The organism is Providencia alcalifaciens, assembly GCF_915403165.1.
Classification (GTDB): Bacteria; Pseudomonadota; Gammaproteobacteria; order Enterobacterales; family Enterobacteriaceae; genus Providencia; species Providencia alcalifaciens_C.
The window spans coordinates 828,117-850,340 of the sequence record NZ_OU659204.1 but is presented as its reverse complement, the minus strand read 5'-3'; the positions used below and the strand labels follow the sequence as shown (position 1 = coordinate 850,340).

The window sequence follows — 22,224 nt, the reverse complement described above, 5'->3', positions numbered from 1 at the left end:
TTAAATCGCCCCTTCTTCTTTATTAATTACGTGTCTAACCTGTGAAACGACTCGCACTTGTGGCGCAGGCTGTGGAGCGGGTTTATCCGTCGTAACTGTGCCAGCGGCTTGCTCCGTTTGTCCTAAAGCTTTTAAGACTTTCTGCTTCGGACCATCAATTAAGATTTTGCCTTCATCCATCACGATAATACGGTCAACCAAACGTAAAATTGGCAATTTGTGGGTGACGACGATCAGCGTTTTATCTTTCGTCCACGCTTCTAGCGCATCGAGCACCAGTTTTTCAGTATCCACATCAATGCCCGTGGTTGGCTCGTCCAGTAACACCACATTTGGGTTATGCAGGGTTAACTGAGCCAGTGCCACCATCTGTTTTTGCCCGCCTGAAAGCCCTAAACCATCTTCACCAAGGGGCATATCAAGCCCTGCTGGATGCTGACGAATGATTTTATCGAGCTGGAAGCGTTTGAGCGCACGTACTAAATCGTCATCGCTGGAATAGCCATCAAGACGCGCCAAGTCTAAGTTTTCACGTAAAGTCCCGAAGAATAAACGCGGCTTTTGCGTCAACATGCCCACCTTGCTTCTCAGGAAAATCGGGTCAATTTGGCGAATATCGAGATCATCTAAGCTGATATTCCCTTGCTGTTGCTCATACAAGCCAGTCAGTAGCTTCAGTAATGTACTTTTCCCACCACCAATTTTACCGAGGATCGCGACTTTCTCTCCGGCTTTGATCTCTAAGTTAATGTTGTTTAATGCGGGTTGCCCATCTTTATTATATTGATAGGTCACATTAGCCAGTCGTAATGCTCCATGAACTGCAGTCGGTGAAATGTATTTTTTATGATCTTCACGTTCAATAGGACGGCTAAAGATATTTCGCACACCGGCTAATGCCATGCGCGCTGATTGGAAACGTGTTGCTAGCCCTGCAATTTGCCCAAGCGGTGCTAGCGCACGACCGGATAAGATCACACTAGCGATCAGCGCTCCCATCGTAATGCGCGAGTTCACATCGTTCGCATGGATCAGGTAAGTCCCTAAACATACTAAACCCACAGTATTAAGCTGCTGCATCGCCGCACTGAAGTTGACCATAAAGTTGGTTAGATTACGCACTGCAATGGATGAAAATGCCGTTTTCTCTGTCAGCATTTCCCAGCGCTGTTGGGCCCAATTCACCGCATTATTCAGTTTTAAGGTTTCGATCCCTTCAATGGATTCCACCGCTAAGCCTTGACGTTGAGAGGTCTCTTTCATTGAGGCATTGATCCCTTTCGCCAATGGCTTTTGGATCAAAATACCCGCGATCACTACAATCGGGATAATGGTCAGTGGCACCAATGCTAAGTAGCCACCAATCATGCTGATCACACCAATAAACAGCAAAACAAACGGCAGATCGACGAGAGCGAGTAAACTCGCGCTGGTCATAAACTCGCGAATGGATTCGAAGTCACGTAAATTGTTGGCATACGATCCTGATGAAGCTGGGCGCTTATCGAGACGGATCCCCATCACTCGGTGAAATAGCATGGCGCTGATCACAATGTCCGCTTTTTTCCCTGCGATATCTAATAGGTAAGATCGCAGCATTTTAGCGAGAAATTCAAAGCTAATTGCCAGCACAACACCGATGGTCAGTACCCATAAGGTTTCGTAAGCTTGGTTTGGGATTACGCGGTCATACACGTTCATCACATACAGAGAGCTGATTAAGGCTAATAAGTTGATCACAAACGATGCGATGATCACTTGGTAGTAATATTTTTTATAACGCCAAATCACTTTCCAGAAACCACTGGTTTCGTATTTATCAATTTCTGAACGAGTTTCTGAGCGAATATTGCGTTTAATAAACCAGCTATAGCCGCTGTAGTTCATTGCCAGATCTTGCACGCTTAATGTTTGACGTAAACCTTCTTCCGTTAAGATCTCAAAATGGCGTCCATTTTCGCCATCTTCAATTTTGCTGATCACTACCGATTCATTGTTTGCCAACAGCACCAGAAACGGTGTGGCAATCGTCGGGATCTTACGCAGATCAATTTCAATGATCTGATTATCAAATTGGTGGGAATTCAACACATTCACTAACGAGGCATAATCGAAAGATTTCGATTCTGTGCGTTTAGTTTGTGCTAATAAAATTTCTGGTGAAAGGGTATAACCCAAACGCTTGGTAACTAAAGATAGGTTATTAATAATATTCATAATTTATCTGGAAGCCAATTCTTGGTTCATCCATGCAGACATTTTTGCCTGCACACTGAGGTAATTGAGTGTCGCGTCACGGAAGTCGTTTTGTAAAATAACGGCGCTGGTTTGAATGCTCGCTAGCTCGTTATACGCATCAAGCAGATCTATCAACGTGCGGCGGTTGATCGTGAATTGCTTTTCATAGTTGCTGATCACCACTTTTTGCTCTGCGATATAGGCTTTCGCAATGTTGCCTTGCTTTTCACTTTGCGCCATGTTGATCGCCGCAGATTGGCTCATCTCTTTAATTTCACGAAATGTCTTTTTAATACGCTCATTGGCTGCGGACAGCGCATACTCTTTCTGCGCTTGGCTGTAATAGCTCGCTTGGTCGAAAATATTCCAAGAAACACGTAAGAAAACTTCGCTATTATCTGGCGTTGCATTAACTTCCAAGTTCAGTGCTGGCTTTCTCATCGCGCTGGCCACTTTAACTTCGGCATCAAGGCTTTGGGCATCAGCCACTTGGGCTTTATAACTCGGGTTATTTTCTAGATTATTTTCTTGAAATTTGGCTAAAATCGCACCGCTAGTTGTCGCTCTGAAAGGGTCAACAAATTGGTCAACGGTTAGCTGGCGCTGAGTCAAAATCGATAATTGGCTCAGGGCTAAATTTAGGTTTCGCTCTGTTTCGGCGCGGCTCATTTCCACTTTTAAGGTGCGCGCTTTCACTTGCGTTAATTCGCTCATTCGGCCTGAGTCATGCTGAACGATCGTGGTCAGTTGTTTTTCAATTTGATGATGGCGAGCTAGGTTTTCATCAATCACATCAAGAGTTTCTTTGTGGCGCAAAACCTGCAAATAAAGCTGGCTAATACGCACACTGATATCTTCTTGAGAAAGAATATATTGGTTTTCATAGTAACTTTGCTTGGATTGTTCGCGGTCTACACCCGCTTCAATTCCGCCCCAAGCATAAATGTTCATTGTCGCTTTAGTACCAAGGTGAAACCCTGATTCCATCGCGTTACTTTCGTATTTGTGTTGCTGCGCAAGAGGCTGAGTTCCCATTAAACTGACGACAGGGTAATGCCCAGCTTCCGCTGCACTAACGTTGCTTTGTGCCGCTTGATAATTGGCATAAGCCTCTTGGACTTCTGGGGCATTATCGAGTGAATCTTTTAATAGGTTTTTTAATTCAACCACATCTGCCACAGCAGAAAGGGAAAGCATCTTCACGAAGAATAACGCTAAGATGCTATTAATTAGAGATTTCATAAAGTTGGCACAAAGTAAATAAAACTGGTGTTGGCGAAATAAAATATTGAGGGCTACCCATGGTAACCCTCAATAATTAGCCTTAAATAATGGCGCTCTGAGTTTCTTGTAATGCATCTAACGATGAATTCATGAAACCAGTAGAGTGACTTGATGTTGCATTGACATCGGTGTCTACTCCATGTAACTCCATTGCACTTTCTGGTGAGAACAATTTCAGAGCTGTTAAATCAGTATCATTTAAGCCAGTGTTGCCTGACTCTTTTAACTTACTGATATCCACTGAAATTGATGACTTACCGTTAGTACCGTCGTTATCAGTTAACGTCAGCGTAAAGGTCTCTTTCTCCATTCCCGTTGGACGTGTAGCCCCCGGACGATAGGTTAAGTGACCGAAGTTTTTCTCGCCTAAAGAGATAGAGAGTAAACCACCCGCATCTGTTTTAACGGCTAACTCACCCTGACCAAAATCAACCCACATGCTCTTATCAAGGTTATCCGATGTAATTCCCTTGGTAGTTGGATCGTATTTGTAAGTGTGGCCATCCACTTCAATGCTGATAGATTTCATTCCATCCGCGCCGAAGCTCAGTGTTTTCTCGTCACTGCCATTTTTCGAAAAGCTACTTTCAATGGTGTTTTCGTTCGGGACATATTTGCTCAGAATATTGCCTAAAGAGCTCATATCTTTCAGAACGATAACGTCGTTAGCATCGTTGTTTTCGCCTTTTTGGCCATCAAAAGCAACGGATTCTAGGTAGTCTTTACCTGTCTTTCCGCCTGACTCCAACGCCATATCCTGACCAATACCAATAGCGACAGAACGAATTCCATTTGTAGCTAAAAACTGAGTCCATTTATCTTCTCCAATATCGGAGTTCGGACTACCAGGCACGAAGTCACCCGGTGAAGTTGCATCAATTCCATGGCCTCTACCACCTTCTTGGTTCCCCATATTCGGGATACCATCACTGATAAAGTAGAACGTATTGTCAGCACTATCGTTTTTAATCGGCTCACCTGATTTTGGATTGTTTTTGTATATACTGACAATCTGCTGTAACGCCGCATCATAGTTAGTATTACCACCGATATCTTTAAGGAATGGCGGTGCCCACTGTGTTTTTCTCAAATCAGCAATAATGGATTTGGCTTCATCAATTGAGCACCAGTATGCCTGACCATAGTTATGTTGTGAGGATGTACCAATTGCGGTAGCTTTCTCCGCAAACGCGTTCAAGCTAACACGCACTTCACCTGTATCAGCACTATCTAAACGTTCTTGATAGTTATCCAGTAAGGTCTCGATGGAGTTCAATGCCGCATTAAAACGACTCATTTTTCCATCACGACCATCAGAAGTGTTATCTGGTAGCCCACTGTCATAAGTCCACATACTTCCTGAATAATCCAGAGAGATAATGACGTTGGCATAGAACGACGTTTCTTCAGGAGCATCTACCGTTAACTCAACATCCGCAGCGCTTGGCTTATCATCATGAACCACGATTTCAGTTTTCACTTCATCGGTGCCATTCTTCACACCAAACTCAATATTCAAAGAGTCTTTGCCTGCTGGGTGATCGACAAGGCCTTTGAGCTCAACTTTGTAGTCAACAGTCGTTTGACCATTATCGGTTGTACTATTCGCTGTCAGCGTAATCACTTCTTTACCGTCAGCGTCTTTACCAACGAAACCATTATCGGTACTTTCCCAAGTGATAGGCTTACCACCAGAGGTTAATTCCGTTGTTGGCTTAGTGATCTGAATATCTTGCTCAGCAACTGGCTTATCTTCTGGGTTTGCGAGAATGATTTTTCCATCCGCAAGGATTTGAGAATCCCCTGCAGTACCATCCGTTCTTAAGCCTTTTTCGTAAACATCAACCGCTTCAGATCCTTTCTCTTTAATCGAGATAGTGACGGTTGCTGTATTTGAAACGTTACCATGCTTATCAAATACTTTATAAGTGATGGTATCAGTGCCTGTTACACCCGGATTTGGCGTGTAAATCAGTTTTCCATTTGCATCGATCTCGGCCTTTCCTTTATTACCATTAGCTACGATTTCTAATGTGGAAAGGTCAGCGTCACCATCTAAGTCACTAATGTTGTCACTCAGATCTACCGTTACTGGCGTATCTTTTAAGGTAATACCGCGATCATCGGTTGCTACTGGTGCAGCGTCGATTTCAATGGTTACGGTGGCGACATTGGAAACGTTACCGTTTTTGTCTTTCACGGTGTAGGTGATGGTATCAGTGCCGTGCGCGCCCTCATTCGGGGTGTAGATCAGCTTGCCATCGGCATCAATGGTCGCAACACCTTGTTTGCCATTGCTGACAACTTTCAGGGTGGAAAGATCGTAGTCACCGTCTAAATCGCTGATATTATCGCTCAAGTCAACAATCGCTGGCTTACCTTGCACGGTGCTGCCTTTGTCGTTTTCTGCAATTGGTGCCGCTTCGATGGTAATGACCACCGTCGCCGTGTTCGACACGTTGCCGTGCTTATCAAACACTTGGTAGGTGACGGTATCAGTGCCGTGCGCGCCCTCATTCGGGGTGTAGATCAGCTTGCCATCGGTATCAATGGTCGCAACACCTTGTTTGCCATTGCTGACAACTTTCAGGGTGGAAAGATCGTAGTCACCGTCTAAATCGCTAACATTATCGCTCAAGTCAACAATCGCTGGCTTACCTTGCACGGTGCTGCCTTTGTCGTTTTCTGCAATTGGTGCCGCTTCGATGGTAATGACCACCGTCGCCGTGTTCGACACGTTGCCGTGCTTATCAAACACTTGGTAGGTGACGGTATCTGTCCCGTGTGCGCCCTCATTCGGGGTGTAGATCAGCTTGCCATCGGCATCAATGGTCGCAACACCTTGTTTGCCATTGCTGACAACTTTCAGGGTGGAAAGATCGTAGTCACCGTCTAAATCGCTGATATTATCACTCAAGTCAACAATCGCTGGCTTACCTTGCACAGTGCTGCCTTTGTCGTTTTCTGCAATTGGTGCAGCTTCGATGGTAATGACCACCGTTGCCGTGTTCGACACGTTACCGTGCTTATCAAACACTTGGTAGGTGACGGTATCCGTCCCGTGCGCGCCCTCATTCGGGGTGTAGATCAGCTTGCCATCGGCTCCAATGGTCGCAACACCTTGTTTGCCGTTGCTGACGACTGTCAGGGTGGAAAGATCGTAGTCACCGTCTAAATCGCTGATGTTGTCGCTTAAATCCACCGTGACAGGCTTACCTTGCAGCGTGGTGCCTTTATCGTCTTCCGCAATTGGTGCCGCTTCGATGGTGATAATCACCGTTGCCGTGTTCGACACGTTACCGTGCTTATCAAACACTTGGTAGGTGACGGTATCCGTCCCGTGCGCGCCCTCATTCGGGGTGTAGATCAGCTTGCCATCGGCACCAATGGTCGCAACACCTTGTTTGCCGTTGCTGACGACTGTCAGGGTGGAAAGATCGTAGTCACCGTCTAAATCGCTGATGTTGTCGCTTAAATCCACCGTGACAGGCTTACCTTGCAGTGTGGTGCCTTTATCGTCTTCCGCGATTGGTGCGGCATCGATGGTTATGGTCACCGTTGCTTCGTTGGAGACGTTACCGTGTGCATCAAACACTTGATAAGTAATGGTGTCGGTGCCGTACTCCCCTTTATTCGGGGTGTAAATCAGCTTGCCATCGTTACCGATAGCCACTGTCCCTTTATTACCACCGTCCACAATCTTCACCGAGCTTGGATCTAAATCCTTGTCCGCATCGTCGTCGTTCGCCAGCACATCAATGGTGATGGTTTCATTGTGGTGGGCGTGAGCGTTATCGTCCGCTGCCACTGGCGGTGCATCGATAGTGACGGTCACGGTCGCTTCTTCCGACACGTTGCCGTTCTTATCTTTGATGGTGTAGGTGATGGTGTCGGTGCCGTGCTCGCCCTTATTTGGGGTGTAGATCAGCTTGCCATCTTCGCCGATGGTCACGGTGCCTTTGGTGCCCGGCTGAGTGATCACTACGCTGTTTTTATCTAAATCACCGTCGAGGTCGGTGTCGTTCGCGGTGATATCAATTTCCACTGGGGTATTGTGGCGAGTATCGGCTTTATCTTCGTTCGCGACTGGCGGCTCTGTGATATCAATAGTCACGGTCGCTTTGTTGGACACGTTGCCATTTTTATCTTTAACCAGATACGTAATGGTGTCTTGGCCTGTTGCATCTGGGTTTGCGGTGTACACCAACTTGCCATCGACAACTTTTACGGTGCCTTTGGTTGGTTCACCCACAACTTCTAATGTGGTTGGGTCAATATCACCGTCGAGATCGGTATCATTGCCTAAAACATCTAATTCAACTGGCGTTGCTTTATTGGCTTTGGCTGAGTCGTCGTTTGCTACCGGCGGTGCATCGATGTTGATGGTGATCGTCGCATCTTCAGAGATGTTACCGTTTTTATCTGTCACGGTATAAGTGATGGTATCAGTACCCACTTCGCCTTTATTCGGCTGATACACTAGCTTGCCATTAACAAACTTCGCGAAACCTTTGCCACCATTGGTTTTAACCGCTAAAGAGCTATGGTCAACATCGCCGTCTTTGTCGGAGTAGTTGTTTTCCATATCGATGGTGACAGGCTTGGATTCTTTGGTTGCCGCAGAATCGTCTTTCGCTTCTGGAGCCGCGTCAATTTTTACGGTAATGGTCGCAACATTCGACTCGTGACCTGCACGATCCTTCACCACATAAGTGATGGTATCAACGCCATATTCACCTTTGTTTGGTGTATAGATAATCTTTCCATCTTTACCGATTGTCACGGTTCCTTTAGAACCTTCTTTGACAATACGAATAGAATTTGGATTTAAGTCACCATCAACATCACTGTCATTCTCAGTAACATGGATAGTGACTGGCGTATTATGTTTTGCATGTGCAGAGTCATCGCCCGCAATAGGTGCATGGTCAACAACTTTAGAATGACCGCCGCCACCGCCGCCGCCACTGATTGCAACTGCAGGAATACCAATAAGAGGAACCAGTGCAGCTAACCACCATGGGTTAAATGCCCATAATGGAGGTAATGCATCACCACCAATCGCTTGCCCGGCCGCTTGGCCATCGGCTAATTGGCTGATGGCGTCAGCTTTTACCGCACTTTCAGGAACGTATGGGAAATATTGGCCATTTTCATATTGACCAATAATGAGGTTTGCATCGCCGTCTTGGTAACCAATGGCACCATTCTCAGCAAAGTAATTTTCGATAATTAAATCAGGGCTTTCTACATCGCCGCCTTCAAATGCGATGACAAGATTTTTATCAACTCGCTTAACCGCGATGTTTTCTGGTGCAAATTGTGTATTTTCGTCGATTAATAAATAGTTTACATCTTTTTGTGCATTAATATGCAGTGGTTGTTTTAATTTTCCTGCACCGTTTTCCCCACCAGTAACAGAATATTGCTCGATCGTCTCTTTGCTATTATTAACTTTAATTGATATTTTTTTAATAGACATAGTTATCCATTGCCTCGTATCGGACAATTATTTATTGAATTAAATTTAGTTTAAAATTGTGTTAATTATTGGCAGCTTTGAGCTACATCCACACGCGGTAAAGTATGAACCTGGGTGCTAACATTCCCTTTAAATTCATTAACTTCTTTTTCTGTCATTGGTTTTAATGATACTGTTCCATTGGTTTCAGTGACCAAGAACGCATAAGATTTGCCTGGCTCTAGTGGCTTATTATCGATTTCATTTAATTTAGTATTATAGCGTTCGCTGACATCTGTTTTATATGCAGTAAAATTGTTGTTTCCAGAGCATAATTTAATTTGTTTAGTCGCATTAGGCTCTAATGAAGTGAGGTACTGTTTATTCACGAATATATTAATTGTTTTCCCTTCAACTTGATTATCTATTCTATAGAAAGAAACTAATGCTTTATTACTTTCGACTTCTTTGTTTTCTTTAAGAATATTCTTATTCTTCCATGTTTCGTTATTATATCCGTGCAATCCTTCATTACGTACACAACCCGTCAATGCTGCAATACATAATAGTATTACAACGCCAGTGAACTTTTTCATATTAATCCTTTCAACGCTATGGTGTTTAATTTGTGTAAAGCAAAATCCCTCTACTTAATATTAGAGAGAATAAATATCGCAGTGATTTGAATAAATACTAAAGCTGAAAATCATTGAGTTTTCAGCTTAAAAATAAAATATTTATAGTTATTTTCGCTTCAATTTAACCCATTAAGTGAGTGCACGAAGCATTTTGTTACATGATGAAAACTTCAGCATTATATCGTTCAAAGTTGATATGCGTCAATTTTACCCCCCTTGATTTTACCAATCCAAAGAAATGCTATCAATTTCAGTCGCTATTCTATCAATCAATTCATAATTAATTGTTTTTATTGATATAATTTACATGTTAAAAGATTATTTATTTTTCTAACCCATATAGTGTGTGAGCATAAAAACCATAAAATTGATAAAAATAAAATTTTTATTCTATATATATATAAATACCAAGCATTTACACCTAAGTAAAAACCTCTCTAAAAGAGGGGGCTATAGGCTATGTTAATGGCTATTAACATTCTGGCAAAAATATCTTAATGCGAGTAAAAAACTTATTATCATGAAATACTCCCACCGCGTGTATAATATAGATTTATAACATGCAAATTAAATACCTTTATCATTTAATCACCTTCAAAATAGTCAGAGCACATAATTAGCAATATATATCATCTATTAATTTTCATAATTTCACTTAAATACTATGTTTGAATACAAACTAAGAATATTCCCTTATAATTCCTAATTCACCTAGGAATTATTCTTAGTTCATAAAAAGAAATATTAATTTAAATACATTGCTAATTCCTATTTCAATAATCGGAAATACCAATGTATATATAATAAGATTAATTCTCGTTCCTATAAATCATCTGAAGATAAATATGTTCCCGAGAATACAGTAAACAAAGTAGGTTGTAATGAGCCATCTAGCTTTCCCCTGAAGAGTGAGAGCGATTCGAGGCATGTACATCCAAAGGCAGGAAACACCATGTAACCGGTGATTTTAAAGCAAAAAAAAACCCCGAGTCGTTAGACTCAGGGCTTAATAAATTGGCGGAACGGACGGGACTCGAACCCGCGACCCCCTGCGTGACAGGCAGGTATTCTAACCAACTGAACTACCGCTCCGAAGTTCCCTACTGGGAACGCCAAGCATATTACGAATACTTGATATGACAGTCAACTCTTTTTCTTGAAAAATCGTACGGTTGAGCAGTTTTTAGCCTTGTCAGCTCACAAAACTGTCGGTCTCAATGAAGAGTTTCGTCATCTTGCTCAGTTTGCCGCCATAAGCAAGGTTTCCCACCCTTTTTATCCACGATATCTAAGCGGGATTCATGTTCTGCAATTTCCTCATCAGAAGCATAAATAATTTTTAACCCACTGGCTGGACGCTCAATACGTTGAATTTCATTGCCTTGCTCTGTATTGCTGGATTCAGAGTCCACTGAGAATGCAAGCGAGGTCTGCCCTCCAGTCATCGCTAAGTAGACGTCAGAGAGGATCTCAGCATCGAGTAAAGCGCCATGCAATGTTCGCTTGGAGTTATCGATAAGGTATCTATCACATAAGGCGTCTAAGTTATTACGTTTACCAGGGAAAATCTTGCGAGCTAATACTAAGCTGTCGGTAATAGTGCAAAATTCTGAAGTTGGAGGAATGCCTCTGTTGAGCTTACGAAACTCGTAGTCCATAAAGCCAATATCGAAGGGTGCATTGTGAATGACAAGTTCTGCACCGCGAATAAATTCGATAAACTCATCGACTATATCGGCAAATACCGGTTTGTCTTGCAAAAATTCATCACTGATTCCGTGGACTTCGAAAGCTTCTGGGTCAACGAGACGGTCTGGTTTGATGTACACATGGAAATTGCGTCCTGTTAAGCGGCGATTAATCACCTCTACAGCACCAATTTCAATGATATTGTGCCCTTCATAATGAACACCAAGCTTGTTCATACCTGTGGTTTCAGTATCGAGGACAATTTGTCGGGTTATCGCCGTGCTCATAATGTTTTTTTGTGTCAAACTAGAAGTTGATGAATAAGGAAGAGTGTAACAGAAATGACAAAGCAGGTAGAAATTTTCACTGATGGGTCTTGTTTAGGTAACCCAGGACCCGGCGGATACGGTATCGTACTTCGTTATCAGCAACATGAGAAAACACTCAGTGATGGTTTTTTCCTCACCACCAATAATCGTATGGAATTACTCGCGGCAATCATCGCGTTAGAGTCACTTACCCGACCATGCGATATTATCCTGACTACCGATAGCCAATATGTACGCCAAGGGATCACTCAGTGGATCCACAATTGGAAACGCCGCCAATGGAAAAAAGCGGATAAATCGCCAGTGGTCAATGTAGATCTTTGGAAGCGACTCGACCAAGCAATTACGCGCCATACTATCGATTGGCGCTGGGTAAAAGGTCATGCGGGTCATGCTGAAAATGAAAAATGTGATGAATTAGCTCGCGCTGCAGCCAATGCGCCAACAAAAGAAGATACAGGCTACCAACCTACTCAAGAATAGTCAGGTTCAGATTTAACGAAGTTGCTTCGATTTACTGATTTCTTTCGTTGCACCCAACGCTGTTGAAATTTTCACTTTAGGTTGCTTAAATTTCAGGGGCGTTGGTGTTAATGGATACGTACGTTTTCTTGCAACAATCACGCTGATCACACCAATTCCACCACAACGTTTATTGACCTGTTTTTCCGATGAGACCCAAGGAAGCACTTGGCAATTTCGGTGATATAGCACCTCATAATTGAGTAACCCTAGCCAATCAAATACCCTAAGAGAAGGGAAAAAACGGCTACAGTAAGGCTGCTGCTTACGCAAAATCGGTACTAATTTCGCCATTCCAGCTAAGCTAAATGGGTTAAATCCCGATAAAATCAGCCAGCCATCATCGATCAATACCCGATCAACTTCCCGTAAGATCCAATGTGGATCACGGCTATATGCGAGCAAATGGGGCATTAAACAGGCATCAATTGTCTTATCCGCAAAAGGCAGAGCTTCGGGATTTGCCGCGACATCAAATACGTGAGGATCTTCACCTAGCGTAAATTGATGCGGGATCATGCACTCTTTAGTGTGGATTTCTGTACTCAAATGCCCTAATTTAAGCAGGTGAAAACCAAACATTTTTTGCCACCAAGGCGCTAACTGGGCTTCCAAGGCTTGGCGATAGTGTTCACCAAAAGGAATATCAGACCAACTGGCGGGCATTTGAATCTTTTCTTCAATACGCGCAGGTTTCATAACATTCCCCTTAAAAATCAGATCGAGGTTGATTATGGAGTTAATTCGAGTACCAGTGTTAAATGATAATTACATTTGGCTACTAGCAAACAGCCATCAGTGTATCATCGTTGACCCTGCTGAGTCAGAGCCGGTTCTCTCAATATTAACGGCTAACCAATTGACCCCTGTTGCAATTTTACTCACCCATCATCATAACGACCATACTCAGGGTGTAAAAGAAATTATTGCTCAATATCCAAAAATCCCTGTATTTGGCCCCCAAGAAACCTTAGTTAAAGGGGCTACAGAGTTGGTGTGTGATGGAGATTCCGTCACCATTGGTGACTTCAATTTTCAAGTCATTGGTCTCCCAGGTCACACGCTTGGGCATATCGGTTTTTACCAAGCCCCTTACCTATTTTGCGGTGATACATTATTTTCAGCCGGTTGTGGACGGATCTTCGAGGGCACTCCCGCTCAAATGTATCAATCGATTCAAAAAATCGCAGCACTTCCTGATGATACTCTCGTCTGCTGTGCACATGAATATACGCAGTCTAATTTACAATTTGCTCATCATATTTGGCCTGAAAATGAGACAATTACGAATTATTCTGAAAAAGTAAGAACTTTGCGCAATAATCAGCAAGCAACAGTACCTAGCACATTGAAAACTGAGAAAAATATCAACATTTTTTTACAGTGCGACAACCCTGAATTGCAACAAAAACTGAACATTAATATGACAAATCCATCATTACGAGCAGTTTTTACATTATTACGCCAATTAAAAGATGAATATTGATGTATAATTATTGTCAATAACAGCTAAAGCCAGTATTATCTGGTCAACTTTTAAACATTAAAAACAAAGAAAAACAGAGCTAATGAAGATAATCGCGACCCTCATCGCCATTGTTTTGCTTGCGGGCTGTCAAGGCACTTCCAAAGTCACCGTTAAGCAACCAAAATCTTCAGCCAACCACTCAATTGACACTGTTGCATCCCATAACCAGGCAGCAAGTAGACAGGTTTCCAAAGTCGATCATGACCTTTGGGGTTATATTAGTGGTGAACTGAAGATGGATATCCCCGAAAACGCAACAATTCGGGAAATGGCCAATAGTTACTCCAATAAACAAAGTTTTATCTATGATGTGGCAGTAAGAGCAGAGCCTTACATGTACTTAATTGTAGATGAAATCAATGATCGTAACTTACCAATGGAATTAGCCTTAATTCCTGTTATTGAAAGTTCATATAATCCTAAAGCCACTTCCCCTGCGCAAGCGGCGGGTCTTTGGCAAATTGTTCCCATTACTGCACGTTCATATGGGTTAAAACAGACACAATGGGTTGATGAGCGACGTGATGTTGTGACATCCACAAAAGCAGCTTTAGATCTCCTTGAAAATCTGAATATTATGTTCGGCCACGATTGGGAGCTCACACTTGCTGCTTATAACTGCGGTGAAGGCTGCGTACAAAACGCGATTAAAAAGAATGAAGCAGCTGGCTTACCAACAGATTTTTGGTCTCTTCAATTACCTAAAGAAACCAAACAATATGTTCCAAAGATCCTTGCGCTTAGCCAAGTGTTAAGACAACCAGAACGCTATCAAGTCAGATTACCGAACAGTAATAAGAATAGAGGGTTAACACAAGTTGATGTGGGGCAACAAATTACATTGACTCAAGCTGCTGAATTGACAGGTTTAACAGAAGAATCCATTAAAACCTATAATTCGGGTTATACCCGAGGCGTTACGTCGCCAAATGGCCCGCATTATATTATGTTGCCAACTGCAAAAGCTGAGCAGTTAAAAGTTTCACTGACGGATCAAGACGTATTAAATGATATTCGCAACGCGGTAGCACAAAATCGTTATGCGCAAGCAGCAGCCAGTAACATTCAGACAGCAAAAGCGAATTCAAAGCAAGCTAAAACCTTTAGTTATAAAGTTCGCAAAGGTGAATCTATCGCAAGTATTGCTAAAAAATTCAATACAACTGCCAAGAATATCCAACAACTAAATGGGTTAAAAACAGCTAAAGCTAACATCGTTCCAGGACAAACATTAAAAATTTCAGGCACAACACCGACCAGCAATAACCGTAAAGGTGGAACCTACAAAGTCAGAAAAGGCGATACTTATTACAGTATTGCTAAGCGCCATGGAATTAAACTTAACGACCTGATGAATTGGAACTCAGGGGTTAAAATGGCAGATTTAAAGCCAGGTGTTACATTGAATTTATATCTTTAAATTAAATATTTCAAAAATCCCCACAAAGGTTAAACCTTAGGGGATTTTATATTAAATAAAACTCAATGATTAGAAATAAACTATTTAATTAGGCTTAATCCCGATATCAATCTCGATCACAATTTGAGTTGTAACATATCATCTAAATACACTTAATTGCCGAAACCGCACAATACCATTTACATTCTTCATTAGAGTGTGATAGAAAAAATATTAGCCCGATTTTTCCTAGTCCCCCTTACGGTTCCCACCTTAAAAAAGTCATTATTGGGTGGTGACTTATGAAATAAAAGTGCTATTATTATTGATGTGGCGAAAGCAATCTGAGCAATCAGTTTATATTTGAACATTACTTTTATATTAGTGACAATCTAAAAACTCTCTCAATTAGTGATAATCTTATATTTATCAATATACTAACTATGTTTGTTTATATTGAAAACAGATGCTTATATTTAGTTGATATGACATTATTTTTGATACAAAAATACACAAAGTAAAAGTCAGATTCGCCCATGGAGGTGATTATGGATGAATACTCACCCAAGAAACATGATATAGCCGAATTAAAATATCTGTGTAACAGTTTGAATAGAGACGCAATATCAAGTTTACAAAAAACAAACACCCATTGGATAAATGATCTTAGTTCGGCACAAAGCATCAGCCTCAATGAGCTCGTTGAGCATATTGCAGCTTTTGTCTGGCGATTCAAAATCAAGTATCCAAAAGAAAATCTCGTTATTTCTCTTGTTGAAGAGTATCTTGACGAGACATATAATTTATTTGGCAGCCCAGTAATTACTTTCAACGAAATCATTGACTGGGAAAGTATGAATCAAAATCTTGTCGCCGTGCTCGATGATGATCTAAAATGCCTGACAAGTAAGACATAGAATCACCATTTACCTTTAATTTCACTATCACATAGTACATTTTAGGTTATCGACACATAAAGAAAGGGCGTTATGACCAAATCCGATTATCTGATGCGTTTAAGAAAATGCACCACTATTGAAACACTTGAGCGCGTCATTGAGAAAAATAAGTATGAGTTATCTGATGATGAATTAGAGTTATTTTACTCTGCAGCTGATCATCGTCTTGCCGAACTCACTATGAATAAACTTTACGATAAAATCCCAGCATCTGTTTGGAAGTTTGTTAGATAAATACTTATTTACGCGCATAGATAGTGAATGGTTATAGCCGGTAATACTTTATCGGCTCAATGAAAATTCCTTATTTATCTTAGTTAGTATTCACCGAATACTGACAGACTCTCTATATCCTTTTATTTTCATTTTTCCCTAATCCCAATTAATTTAACATTTCATGCGATAATCGCTATTTTGATATCAATTTAACCATTGTAAATACCAATTAAGAATAGTAATCAATTTCTTATTATTAAAATATATTAAACTAAGCGCGATAATAACAAGAATGCATAGCTAAAGAACAATGGCTATTGTTACTGAACGTTTGATTGATAAAAACGAGGATATGAAGATTAAAGGGGGGAACTTAATATTGGGTGGGAGCCCTGCCAGCGACATCCCGGCACACACGACCCCTGCTATGGCTGCTTCCTTCCGGACCTGACCTAGTTAACAAGTTAGCGTTGCGGGAGAACCAACAGAGCCCCCATTGATTGCTTCTTTCAAAGCACGGTCATTATGCTTGATAGATAGTTAAATAGCAAGAAAGTGGCGATCAAGTGCTGTTTTATTACACAAAAATCTGAAGGGCTATTTAATACAGTTTGGTATGAACAACAAATATTGGTAGGAATTAATAATTATTAATAAGAAGCTACCGCTAGTTAGCAGGAACCAGAAGTAAATCAATATTTTCAACCATACCATTGTTGATCACTTCCGTCGACGATTCTGTAATATAGACTAATTTTCCATCAGCGTGTAACGTCGCACTAACCGTGATTTTAGCTTGGTTTCTTATTTCATTTTTGTGGTAAGTCAGCTGATACGGAAGCGTCACTTGATTGTTCAAGTTAGTATAGTGCTTTTGAGATAATATCAGCGCTGGCAACTCAACAAATGAGTTATCTACCATAGTGACCGTAATATCCACGTTTTCAGATAATCCTTTATTTTTAGCAATAAGGATATTTCCGCTGATCGTACCAATGTCTACCTGCTGATTTTCGCGACTACTTTTCCCTTTTACCCTTTTTTCAGGGGGATTGGCGTTATTCCCTTCACACCCTACTAAGAAAATAAGTATCAACGAACTAATCATGTAACGATAGAATGTCATTATAATTACCTGTAATATTTTGATTTAATTAGACATTTTAATATGATTAATCTTGATATATTAGCGTTTATCTAAACTTAGAAAATTATATCTAATACAAATTAAATAATGAAATTATATTTCAAATTGTAACCAAAAATGATTGTCAATTAATCCGTACACAAACTGCCTACCTATTTCGGTGGATTAATGGGAAAATAGCTGCATCTGATATTTTTTAACCATCTTCAAGGTAACTATGAGCACTGAATTACAAAACTTAATTAACCTAATAAAACTCGAAAAAATTGAAGAAGGTATTTTTCGGGGGCAAAGTGAAGATCTTGGTTTACCACAAGTTTTTGGTGGACAGGTTGTTGGGCAAGCCATGTATGCAGCGAAACAAACCACACCCGAAGATCGCATCATAACTTCATTTCATAGCTATTTTCTGCGTCCAGGAGACAGCCAAAAACCGATTGTCTACGATGTAGAAATTTTACGTGATGGTGGCAGCTTTAGTACACGTCGTATTAGCGCTATTCAAAATGGTAAACCGATCTTCTTTATGACTGCCTCATTTCAAGAACAAGAAGACGGATTTAATCATCAAAATTTAATGCCCGATGTCCCCGCGCCAGAGCAACTAATTTCACAGGATGAAATCATTCAACGCTTCGCAGACCAACTCCCTGATGCTGTCAAAAAATATGCCCTGCGCCCTAATCCTTTCGAGTTTCGCCCGATTCAGTTCTATAGCCCGTTTGATAGTGCACCTCAAGAACCATTTCGCTATATTTGGTTTAAGGCGAAAGGAGAGCTTCCCAACACACCAGAGTTACATGACTACTTGTTAGGTTACGCATCCGATTACAATTTCCTTCCCGCAGCCTTACAGCCTCATGGACGTGGGTTCATGGAACGCGATTTACAAGTCGCAACGATTGACCATTCAATGTGGTTTCATCGTCCCTATCGCCTAGATGAATGGTTACTTTATGCCATTGAAAGCCCTTCTGCTTCTGGCGGGCGTGGGTTTGTTAAAGGGCAAATTTATAATCAGCAAGGGGATTTAGTGGCAACAACGGTACAAGAAGGGGTCATTCGCAAGAGAAAGCCTCGATAATTTCCCGATTTATATCAGCCCGAAAAAAGTAAGTCTTTACTTACTTTAAAATAAGAAAAGCCTCAACTTTATAGGGATCCCTAACTGTGAGGCTTTTTCTTGCGTAGTAACTTAATCAATTCGTCAATTCAATATAAAGTATGTCAGTAAGCACTAACTAAACTAATAATGCTGCCGCTTCATCACGAGAGTTCAACGATTCACCCACTTGTTGTAATTGATACATCTGATAATAGCGGCCTTCCTGCTGGAGAAGTTCAGCATGACTTCCTTGTTCAACGATCATTCCTCTATGAAGAACAACAACTTGGTCAGCATCGACAATCGTTGATAAGCGATGAGCTATCACCACCAGCGTAGTGTTTCGACGAATAACACGTAGTGCCTTTTGAATTGCCTGCTCAGTGCCGGAGTCTATATTCGCGGTCGCTTCATCCAATATCAGAATTTTCGGTGTTATGACAAGCACTCGCGCCATTGCCAATAGCTGTCGTTGCCCAACGGATAAAGTGTTTCCTTGCTCACCTAACAATGAATCCAATCCATCTGGCAATTCACGGACATGCTGAGCTAATTGTACGGTTTCAAGGACTTCCCATACTTTTTCTTGGGAAACATCACGTCCTAGTGCCACGTTATCAAAAAATGAAGCCGCGAGTACCACAGGATCCTGCTGCACCATAGCAATACCATTTCGTAATACTTGATGGGAAAGTGAATTTAAATCCCGTCCATCCAGCAAAATTTCCCCTTCCTGCCATGGGTAATACCCCATGATTAAGTTTGCAATGGTACTTTTTCCACTTCCCGTGTGCCCAACAAGTGCCACGAAATGGTGCTCTTGGACAGATAAATTAATGTCATCGAGGACTTTTTTATCATCTCGATAAGCAAAAGAGAGGTGTTTGATCTCAATTGCCCCGCCCTGTAATGGCGCAACATTTTCGCCATAGCCTTGTTGTGGACTATCCATCAACTCAAAAACACGTTCACCGGATACAACCGCTTGTTGCAACATGGACTGCTGAGATGTCAGCTCAATTAACGGTTCGTTTAAACGGCCTAAATAGTTAATGAAAACATACAGAACCCCAACACCAACAGTACTGGTACCATCAAATCCAAATAGTAACAATAGCCCACATAGCACACAGGCAGAGAACAAACTCAGCAATGGCCTGAGTAGTAATCCATCTAATTTCAATGCTTTCATTCTTGAATAATAGTGATTTTCATTTACTTCCAACATTTTTTTGCCAAATCTGGCTTGCTGTAAAAATTGCTGGATAACCGTCATACCATTAATGACTTCATTGAAACCATTATTAATATCTGCAAGGTATGCCCTAACACGGCGCACAATTGGCGTACTAAGCCGCTGATAAACCAACATTACGACCAGAACTGCTGGGAAAATGAGTACCGCAATGGATGCCATTCGCCACTCTAAAGAAAACATGGCAACTAACATGGCACAAATTAATGCCAAACTGCGAAAGATCGTTGGTACCACCATAACAAACAGATCTTTGATCACTTCAGTATCGTTGGTAACACGAGAAATAATCTGCCCCACCGGTTGCTTATCAAAAGCACTTAATGGCTGGCGCAAAGCCGCATTCATCACATCAGTTCGTAGATTTTGCACCACTCCAACAGAGGCTTGATTAAACAGAATTTTTTGATGGTAATGAAGAAGTGCAGCAATGATTTGCAGCGCAATAAACCCAATCACCATATACAGGGTCAGCGGCATAATGATCTGTTTTTTTGCCACCATATTGTCAATAAAGTAGCTAATCAGTAAGGGCCCACTAACTTCTGCAGCAGCAGCCAACCATAGCATGGCAATCGCTACCCCCATGGTACCGCGGTAAGGTTTACCGTAAGATAATAAGCGTTTTAATGCAGGCCAAAGCGGCTTTCTCTGGCTCATAGATCGCCGTCCAAAGCAGCTTCAATTTGCTGATAATGATACATATCGCTGTACCAACCAGATTGCTGGGAGAGTACTTTATGAGTACCTTTGGCAACTATTCCACCATGACATAGTACAAGAATATTATCGGCATCCACTAAGGCTGATAGACGATGGGCACTGATGATTAACGTTCTCCCCTGTCTCCAACGACTCAAATTCTGCAAAATAGTGTGCTCAGTCTGCCCATCAACTGCGGATAGCGCATCATCCAAAACAAGGATTTCAGCATTTTGTAAAATCGCCCGTGCAATGGAAATTCGCTGTTTTTGTCCCCCTGAGAGCATAACACCACGCTCCCCCACTTGGGTTTGATACCCTTCCGGTAGACGTAAAATGTCTTCATGTACACAAGCAACTCGAGCCGCTTCTTCTATTTGCTCCATTGTTGCATTAGGCTTCCCAAGAGCGATATTGTTTGCGACCGAATCAGAAAATAGGAATGGAGATTGATTCACTATTGATAACCTTGCCCGCCACTCATCGAGTCGAATATCTTTCAGTGATTTATTTTGATAAATAATCTCACCTTCATTCACATCAAAATGGCGTTGTAACACAGTAAGCAATGTCGATTTCCCTGATCCCGTTGGCCCACATACCCCAAGGAAGCCCCCTGGTTTTAGGTCGAACTGGATATCATGCAAAGCATGGCGCTGGGTTTCGGGGTACGAAAATGTTCGGATATTGACGTTTAACTCGCCTTTTGCCGCAAGCAAACTTTGGTTACCATCTTTAATCACTAATGGCTCGTCTAATAAGCTTAAAATCCGGCTATATGCTGCACTTCCTCGTTCAACTATGTTAAACATCCATGCAAGGGCAAGCATCGGCCAGATCATCAACCCTAAATACATGACAAAGCTGGTGAGCTCCCCGAGAGTTAATGTGTCATTCAACACCATCCAGCTTCCACCCGCGATGGCTAACAAATTTGCCATTCCAATCGCCATAAAAATGGTTGGATCAAAGCGAGCATCAATCTTTGCTACATGCATATTCCTGCGTCCAGCTTCGGTAGCAACTTGCTCAAATTGATTGGATTGATGAGCTTCAAGACCAAATGCTTTGATCATTCTGATACTGGTTAAGCTCTCTTGAGCGTGGTTATTTAACGATGAAAAAGCACCTTGAGCATGTTTAAAACGGTGATGAAGCTGATCGCCATAACGCTTAATGACCAATGCCATAATGGGCATAGGGATCAATGCAAGGAGTGTTAGCTGCCAACTTATTTCGATGCTCATCATGATCAAGACGGCACATCCCATCACCAAGGAGTCCACGAGAGTTAAGACGCCTTCGCCTGCGGCAAATACCACACGATCCACATCATTCGTGGTACGTGCGATGAGATCGCCCGTGCGATATTTCAAATAAAATGGCTGATTTTGTAAGCTAAGCTGCTGATAAACTTGTTGTCTTAATCGAACCGCCAATTTATAGGAAGCACCAAATAGCCATAAACGCCAAACGTAGCGTAACCCATAAACGATTAAAGCAATTCCTAGCATGGATAATACGTACGTCACAAGTTGTTGATTAGTCATCGATCCTTTGCTAATACCATCCACTATCACACCAACAAAGCGTGGTGGGATCATTTGTAAAATAGCAATGACCACAAGAAAACAAATAGCGCCAGCATAGCGACGCCATTCGCTTATAAAATACCAACGTAACTGTGAAAATAATCGCACGTATTACTGCCTTGAATGATGTTAGTGACTGCTTGCTTTATTATTAGGAACT

General features: G+C 41.7%; 15 protein-coding genes, 1 tRNA gene and 1 other RNA gene. 6 read left to right on the top strand and 11 right to left on the bottom strand.

The window, feature by feature from the left end; genetic code table 11:
• The 6 genes from LDO73_RS03680 to dnaQ all read right to left on the bottom strand — a co-directional run bounded on the left by LDO73_RS03680 (nucleotide 1) and on the right by dnaQ (nucleotide 11,597).
• Nucleotides 1-2,217 (bottom strand): type I secretion system permease/ATPase, encoded by a 2,217-nt coding sequence (locus tag LDO73_RS03680; protein WP_224060241.1) that lies wholly within the window; start codon nucleotides 2,215-2,217, stop codon nucleotides 1-3.
• Between the two features lie 3 nt (nucleotides 2,218-2,220).
• The gene (locus LDO73_RS03675) at nucleotides 2,221-3,480 is read right to left on the bottom strand and encodes a TolC family protein (RefSeq protein WP_224060240.1); all 1,260 of its coding nucleotides are present in this window, start codon (nucleotides 3,478-3,480) and stop codon (nucleotides 2,221-2,223) included.
• A gap of 82 nt (nucleotides 3,481-3,562) precedes the next feature.
• Complete coding sequence (locus LDO73_RS03670) at nucleotides 3,563-9,004, bottom strand: Ig-like domain-containing protein (protein ID WP_224060239.1); 5,442 nt, start codon at nucleotides 9,002-9,004, stop codon at nucleotides 3,563-3,565.
• Nucleotides 9,005-9,069: 65 nt separating this feature from the next.
• Nucleotides 9,070-9,579: a cell envelope biogenesis protein OmpA gene (locus LDO73_RS03665; protein WP_224060238.1), complete on the bottom strand. Its 510-nt coding sequence runs from the start codon at nucleotides 9,577-9,579 to the stop codon at nucleotides 9,070-9,072.
• A gap of 1,057 nt (nucleotides 9,580-10,636) precedes the next feature.
• Nucleotides 10,637-10,713, bottom strand: a tRNA-Asp gene (locus LDO73_RS03660).
• A gap of 122 nt (nucleotides 10,714-10,835) precedes the next feature.
• Nucleotides 10,836-11,597: a DNA polymerase III subunit epsilon gene (dnaQ, locus tag LDO73_RS03655; RefSeq protein WP_224060237.1), complete on the bottom strand. Its 762-nt coding sequence runs from the start codon at nucleotides 11,595-11,597 to the stop codon at nucleotides 10,836-10,838.
• 54 nt (nucleotides 11,598-11,651) lie between these two features.
• Here dnaQ and rnhA point away from each other — a divergent pair, with 54 nt between their 5' ends.
• The gene (gene rnhA, locus LDO73_RS03650; RefSeq protein ID WP_224060236.1) at nucleotides 11,652-12,122 is read left to right on the top strand and encodes a ribonuclease HI; all 471 of its coding nucleotides are present in this window, start codon (nucleotides 11,652-11,654) and stop codon (nucleotides 12,120-12,122) included.
• 12 nt (nucleotides 12,123-12,134) lie between these two features.
• Here the strand turns inward: rnhA and LDO73_RS03645 are convergent, their stop codons facing one another.
• Nucleotides 12,135-12,860 carry a class I SAM-dependent methyltransferase gene (locus LDO73_RS03645; RefSeq protein WP_224060235.1) on the bottom strand — a complete coding sequence of 242 codons (726 nt, stop codon included), beginning with the start codon at nucleotides 12,858-12,860 and terminating at the stop codon, nucleotides 12,135-12,137.
• 34 nt (nucleotides 12,861-12,894) lie between these two features.
• Here LDO73_RS03645 and gloB point away from each other — a divergent pair, with 34 nt between their 5' ends.
• The 4 genes from gloB to LDO73_RS03625 all read left to right on the top strand — a co-directional run bounded on the left by gloB (nucleotide 12,895) and on the right by LDO73_RS03625 (nucleotide 16,281).
• A complete protein-coding gene (gene gloB, locus LDO73_RS03640) occupies nucleotides 12,895-13,647 on the top strand; it encodes a hydroxyacylglutathione hydrolase (RefSeq protein WP_224060234.1) in 753 nt (250 codons plus the stop codon).
• 82 nt (nucleotides 13,648-13,729) lie between these two features.
• The gene (gene mltD / locus LDO73_RS03635; RefSeq protein WP_224060233.1) at nucleotides 13,730-15,109 is read left to right on the top strand and encodes a murein transglycosylase D; all 1,380 of its coding nucleotides are present in this window, start codon (nucleotides 13,730-13,732) and stop codon (nucleotides 15,107-15,109) included.
• Nucleotides 15,110-15,636: 527 nt separating this feature from the next.
• Complete coding sequence (gene tomB / locus LDO73_RS03630) at nucleotides 15,637-16,005, top strand: Hha toxicity modulator TomB (RefSeq protein WP_224060232.1); 369 nt, start codon at nucleotides 15,637-15,639, stop codon at nucleotides 16,003-16,005.
• 72 nt (nucleotides 16,006-16,077) lie between these two features.
• A complete protein-coding gene (locus LDO73_RS03625; protein ID WP_004905417.1) occupies nucleotides 16,078-16,281 on the top strand; it encodes an HHA domain-containing protein in 204 nt (67 codons plus the stop codon).
• A 372-nt stretch (nucleotides 16,282-16,653) separates the two neighbouring features.
• Here LDO73_RS03625 and ffs read toward each other — a convergent pair.
• An RNA gene (ffs, locus tag LDO73_RS03620) (signal recognition particle sRNA small type) lies at nucleotides 16,654-16,750 on the bottom strand.
• A 180-nt stretch (nucleotides 16,751-16,930) separates the two neighbouring features.
• Nucleotides 16,931-17,389, bottom strand: a complete 459-nt coding sequence (locus LDO73_RS03615) for a YbaY family lipoprotein (RefSeq protein WP_224060231.1) — start codon at nucleotides 17,387-17,389, stop codon at nucleotides 16,931-16,933.
• Between the two features lie 238 nt (nucleotides 17,390-17,627).
• Here LDO73_RS03615 and tesB point away from each other — a divergent pair, with 238 nt between their 5' ends.
• Nucleotides 17,628-18,494, top strand: a complete 867-nt coding sequence (gene tesB / locus LDO73_RS03610; protein ID WP_224060230.1) for an acyl-CoA thioesterase II — start codon at nucleotides 17,628-17,630, stop codon at nucleotides 18,492-18,494.
• Between the two features lie 157 nt (nucleotides 18,495-18,651).
• Here the strand turns inward: tesB and LDO73_RS03605 are convergent, their stop codons facing one another.
• Together LDO73_RS03605 and LDO73_RS03600 are read right to left on the bottom strand one after the other, a co-directional pair.
• Complete coding sequence (locus tag LDO73_RS03605; protein WP_224060229.1) at nucleotides 18,652-20,430, bottom strand: SmdB family multidrug efflux ABC transporter permease/ATP-binding protein; 1,779 nt, start codon at nucleotides 20,428-20,430, stop codon at nucleotides 18,652-18,654.
• Nucleotides 20,427-22,172, bottom strand: coding sequence for a SmdA family multidrug ABC transporter permease/ATP-binding protein (locus LDO73_RS03600; RefSeq protein WP_224060228.1), 1,746 nt, complete (start codon nucleotides 22,170-22,172; stop codon nucleotides 20,427-20,429). The genes LDO73_RS03605 and LDO73_RS03600 overlap by 4 nt, the downstream gene beginning before the upstream one ends.
• Nucleotides 22,173-22,224: the final 52 nt, after the last annotated feature.